6 protein-coding genes are annotated in these 4155 nt (G+C 66.1%); all 6 read right to left on the bottom strand.

All coding sequences use genetic code 11. From position 1 onward, the window contains the following. Positions 1-129: 129 nt before the first annotated feature. Entirely contained in the window at positions 130-780 is a 651-nt protein-coding gene (locus L5876_RS14485) for a hypothetical protein (RefSeq protein ID WP_236957070.1), read from the bottom strand. Between the two features lie 118 nt (positions 781-898). Next, the gene (locus L5876_RS14480; protein ID WP_236957069.1) at positions 899-1528 is read right to left on the bottom strand and encodes a hypothetical protein; all 630 of its coding nucleotides are present in this window, start codon (positions 1526-1528) and stop codon (positions 899-901) included. A 68-nt stretch (positions 1529-1596) separates the two neighbouring features. Then, positions 1597-2118: a DsbE family thiol:disulfide interchange protein gene (locus L5876_RS14475; protein ID WP_236957068.1), complete on the bottom strand. Its 522-nt coding sequence runs from the start codon at positions 2116-2118 to the stop codon at positions 1597-1599. Further along, positions 2115-2270 carry a heme exporter protein CcmD gene (ccmD, locus tag L5876_RS14470; RefSeq protein ID WP_063777245.1) on the bottom strand — a complete coding sequence of 52 codons (156 nt, stop codon included), beginning with the start codon at positions 2268-2270 and terminating at the stop codon, positions 2115-2117. Before ccmD ends, L5876_RS14475 begins: the two co-directional genes overlap by 4 nt. Then, on the bottom strand, positions 2270-3004 hold the full coding sequence (ccmC, locus tag L5876_RS14465) for a heme ABC transporter permease CcmC (protein ID WP_236957067.1): 735 nt from the start codon (positions 3002-3004) through the stop codon (positions 2270-2272). The genes ccmD and ccmC overlap by 1 nt, the downstream gene beginning before the upstream one ends. Before the next feature lie 64 nt (positions 3005-3068). Then, positions 3069-3935 (bottom strand): DUF3298 and DUF4163 domain-containing protein, encoded by an 867-nt coding sequence (locus tag L5876_RS14460; RefSeq protein WP_236957066.1) that lies wholly within the window; start codon positions 3933-3935, stop codon positions 3069-3071. Positions 3936-4155 lie beyond the last annotated feature (220 nt).

Below are 4155 nucleotides of genomic sequence, written 5' to 3'. Positions count from 1 at the left end.
CGCATTCGCGTGAAGCCGGACCTGCATCACCCAGCCCTCCGTCTCAACGCAACATAGGCTAGCCCAGCAACGATCGCTGGGGAATCAAAACAATCGTCCGAAACGAAACACGAAGGCGGGGGTCCAGGCTCACTCCTGTTCGCAATAGCGTGGGAGTTCGTTGATATAGGCCTGTGGTCCATAGCCATCAATCTCGATCGCATAGCGATCCGCGTGGCAGTAGGTCTCTCCAGTCGGCACGAAGCGGGTGGCCCGGATCGCATTACGGACGCTGCGTTGGGCATCGCCCATGAAAACGTAGCGCCGCTCGCCTTCGACGAGGCAGGTCAACTCGTGATCGTCCGGCGAACCGTCTTCGTCGACCTCAATACCGAAGGAACAGGCATAGCTGTCGCCGCGCGCAACGATCCGCGGAGGGATCGCCGGGATACCGCGGATGAAGTCCTGCCCGGGTGTCGCGGAATAGGATCGCGTGTCCGGATCGAAGCGAAACCGGATATCGCGGGCCAGTTCGACATACTGACGCCGGTCGATACCACGAATGGATACACGTTCCATCGACGCATCGGCGATCGCTTGTAGAAGCTCAGCTTCGGGTGCATTTGTCGGGCAGTGCGCCTGAAGCGAGCGCGGGCCACCGACTTCCGGATTCTCGCCCCCGTATTCCATGCGGCACCTGACAAAGCTGGGAATGTGGGTTTCGACCGACTCCGGTTCGCTTGAGGCCGCAGTTATCTCGGCGCTCTGGACGACCAACGCCAACAGTGCTGCGGTCAGCATGACGATCTCTCCTTAGTTGACGGAAGGGTTTTTGCGAAAACTTCGAAAATCGAGGGGGATCCGGAAAGCGGGCATTCTCGCCTCGAGTGCAACAACTCCTGAATTTGGCTAGAAGACCTCACCCCTCCGGGCAGTAGTCGGGCCAGGGCAGGTTGTCATCGAGCGGCTCTCCCGCGATCACCCGGCCGCGGCTGTCTGTGCCATCCACTTCGCCGACTTCGGAATGGGTGAAGCAATAGCGCGTGCCGGTCGGCACCCAGCGCGTGGACCGGACGAAATCCTCCATCGTGCGCCGGGCCGGACGGGAGGGCCGGGTCGACCCGCCCGCATAGCAGGTCATCTCCATGTCCTCGCCGCGCCCGTCGCGCCCGGGCCAGACGACATAGTCGCAGCGGTAATGGCGCGGGCGGCGCAGGAATTCGTTGGGCGGGACGAGGAACATCGGCCGGATCAGCATCTGGCCCTCGGCCGCGTGCCAGCTGCCGTCCCCGGCGCGCTCCATGACCATATTCGGCGCTACGGCAAAACGCTCGCGCCGGTTGAGGTCGAGATTGACGCTGGAGAGCGCGTGATTGGCTGCCGCACTCACCGCCTCCGCCTCGGGAAAGTCGTCCGCGCAGATCGCGCTTAGCGATTCAGGCGGTCCGTCGCCGCGCCGTTCTGCCTCGATGCGGCAGAAGGTATATGACGGTGCGCTGCCGGGCGCCGGCCCCGCGGCAATGAGCGCCGAAACGAGTGCTGTCAGCATGGTCACCCCCCTTTTCCGGAAGGAAGACTAACGCGAAAGTTGTGCAGATCGAAGGAAAAATCCGGACGCTAGCCGCCGGTCACCTCGTTCCAGACCGGCATGATGTCGCGCTGCAGCGTCTGCGGCGTCAGCGGTCCGGCATGGCGCGCGCGGATGATCCCGTCCGCATCGACGATGAAGGTCTCCGGCGCACCGGTGACCCCGAGCGCGATGACCAGCTCGCCGCGCGGGTCAAGCACGACGCCGGCGAAGGGGTCACCCAGCTCTGCGAGGAAGCGTCCGGCATTCTCCGGGCTGTCGCGCCAGGCCGCGCCATAGATCGGGATGCCTTCCTCCGAGAGCCGCATCAGCAAGGGATGCTCCGCGCGGCAGGGCGGGCACCAGCTGCCCCAGATATTCAGGAGATACGGGCCTTCGATCGCGGCCGGATCGAAACCGGCCCGGCCCTCCAGCGCGGCGAGCGCGATCGACGGTACGGGCTGACCGACCATCGGGTCGTCGCTGACCCGTTCCGGCCCGACGAGCAGCCAGGCGAAGATCGCAACCAGCGCGACAACAACGATCGCCGGAAGAAGGCGCAGCCAGTTCATCCGGTCTTCCGCCTTTCCTCGCGGTCGAGGCGTTTCTTCACCGCCGCGCGTTCCGACAGAATCCAGTAGATCAGCCCGCCCACACCCAGCGCGGTGATCGCATAGGACGTCCAGATGAAGCCGGGATGGGAATAGGCAAGGAGCTCGCTCATCACGCCGCCCCTCCACGCGCTTCACGGGCCTGCCGCAGCGCCCGCGCGCGCCGGTCCATGATCACGCTGCGCATCCGGTACATCACGATCCATGCTGCCAGAGCGGTGAAGCCGGTCGCCATGACCAGAAGCGGGGTCAGCTGGCTCGGGTCGATGCTGGGGCCGTCCGCACGAAACACGGTCGCGCCCTGGTGCAGGCTGGCCCACCAGTCGACCGAGAATTTCACGATCGGCAGGTTCAGAAGGCCCGCCATGGCGAGGATGGCGGCCAGCCGCGCGGCCAGCTTCTCGTCCTCCAGCGCGCCGCGCAGCGCCATGTAGCCGAGAAACAGCAGGAACTGGATCAGCATCGAGGTCAGCCGCGCATCCCAGATCCACCACGTGCCCCAGGTCGGCTTGCCCCACAGGCTTCCGGTGATCAGGCAGAGGCCGGCGAACACCATGCCGACCGGCGCGATCGAGGCCGCCGCGACATCCGCCAGATTGTGCCGCCAGACGAAGAAGACCGCGCTGGCAATTCCCATCGCGAAGTAGAGCGCCAGCGCCAGCCAGGCCGCCGGCACATGGATGTACATGATGCGGATCGTGTCGCCCTGCTGATAGTCGGGCGGCGAACCGATCAGCGACAGGTAGAGCCCCACGGCGATCAGCACGGCCGCCAGCCCGCCCGCCACCGGAATGGCGTAGCGCGCGAAAATGTCGAAGCGCCGCGGATTGGCCAGATAGCTGATCATGCCTGCGCGCTTACGGCCTCAGGTCGGGATGGGCAAGCGTCCTGCTGTCGCAGGCCGGCCCGGGTCAGGGCTCCAGATCCTCGGGGCTGACATCGGGTTCGCCCGCGAACACGCCCGCCCACTCGGCGGTCAGATAGTCGCGGAAGACCGATTGCGGCACCAGCACGCGGTAATCGCCCTCGGCATAGGCCCCGACCGCATAAGGGTCGAAATGGAAGATCAGCCCGCCAGCACGCTCCGCCTCGGTCGACAGGGCCAGCGTGAAGGCGCCGAAGCTCTCCGCACTTGCGGACAGGTCACCGAGCCACATCTCCTGGTCCTCGGCGTTGAAATACTCGCCGAGACGCTGCGATTTCTGCTCGATCAGGCTGGCGCGGATCGCCTCGAGCAGCGCCGTCATCGCCGGCGAACCGGGGCCGCCGTCCTGGAACAATTCCGGCAGGGCGACCGTGCGCTGCTCCGGCACCAGCCACAGCACGCTGCCCGAACCGTGATTGGGATGCGCACCGCCGGTGTATTCATACCAGGACTGCAGCACGCTCACGCGGGTCTCGTCGCTCCACACGATCTCCCACGTCCAGCCGATGTCATAGGGCCGCCACTCCCACTGCGCCCCGTCCTCCTGCCAGTTCTGATAGTCCTGCTGGGCGGTCCCGGCCATCTCGCGCATCGCCGAGTCGCTGGCCGCGCGGACATGTTCGTAAAGACCGGGATATTGCGACAGCCCGTCGTCGAACACCGTCTCCCAGGTCGCGGCCTCGCTCTCGCCGGAGATGTTCTCCACCTCGGCGGGGCCGGACGGCACCGCGGCCGGCGCATCCGCGCCGCTCCCGGCCGATATGGACACGTCGGGGGAAGCCACCTCGCCGCCCTGTTCCGGCGAACAGGCGGCCAGCACGAGTGCAAGCGGAACGAGAATGCGGCGCGACATGAAAGCCCCCCTGATGGCCGGTCACACCGGTGAATCTAGGTGGTTTCCCGGCAAAAATCACGGGGGGTCGCGGGGGAAATCACTCGCTTCTGGCGCGAAGCACCGCCCCGATCGCGAAGGGCGAAAGCGCCGAGACGATCAGGCTCAGCGCCGCGGCAATCATCAGGCTCGCAACCGCCCGGCTGTCGCCCTCGAACGCCGCCCGGCCCGAGGCCGCCGC

The sequence above is a fragment of the Hyphobacterium sp. SN044 genome (assembly GCF_021864465.1).
Taxonomy (GTDB): domain Bacteria; phylum Pseudomonadota; class Alphaproteobacteria; order Caulobacterales; family Maricaulaceae; genus Hyphobacterium.
This window is presented reverse-complemented; position numbering and strand designations above follow the sequence as displayed.